Consider the following 504-nt stretch of genomic DNA (forward strand, 5'->3'; position numbering starts at 1 on the left):
CTCCCCTACGGGATACCATTGGGTCGTTAGCTCAGTTGGTAGAGCAGTTGACTTTTAATCAATTGGTCGCAGGTTCGAATCCTGCACGACCCACCATTTCCTCCCAAGGAAATAAAAATATGGGGCTATAGCTCAGCTGGGAGAGCGCCTGCCTTGCACGCAGGAGGTCTGCGGTTCGATCCCGCATAGCTCCACCATTCTTTCTCCATGAAGGATGGCTTTTATTTTCACTTTTTAAAAAGTGAAGACAAAAGAAACTATCATGGGCGATTAGCTCAGTTGGGAGAGCACCTGCCTTACAAGCAGGGGGTCACTGGTTCGAGCCCGGTATCGCCCACCATCTTTAAGCATTCTCGTAAGAGAGTATTTAAAAATGGTTTTGAAAGTTTATAACTTGAAAAACTCTTGCTCTTTAACAATTTGGAAAGCTGACTGATTGATTACTTACGAGTAATTCAATCAAATTTAAAAGTTCTCAATGTTTATCTTTCATTAGATAAACAC

Annotated in this window: 3 tRNA genes; all 3 read left to right on the top strand. The window is 42.7% G+C overall.

What is annotated here, in order from left to right:
* Positions 1-20 precede the first annotated feature (20 nt).
* Positions 21-96: transfer RNA gene (locus IQO02_RS20270), tRNA-Lys, on the top strand.
* A gap of 25 nt (positions 97-121) precedes the next feature.
* Positions 122-197 (top strand) — tRNA-Ala (locus IQO02_RS20275).
* A gap of 67 nt (positions 198-264) precedes the next feature.
* Positions 265-340 (top strand) — tRNA-Val (locus IQO02_RS20280).
* The last annotated feature ends 164 nt before the right edge of the window (positions 341-504 follow it).

The sequence above is a fragment of the Vibrio sp. OPT24 genome (assembly GCF_015163545.1).
Lineage (GTDB): Bacteria > Pseudomonadota > Gammaproteobacteria > Enterobacterales > Vibrionaceae > Vibrio > Vibrio cyclitrophicus.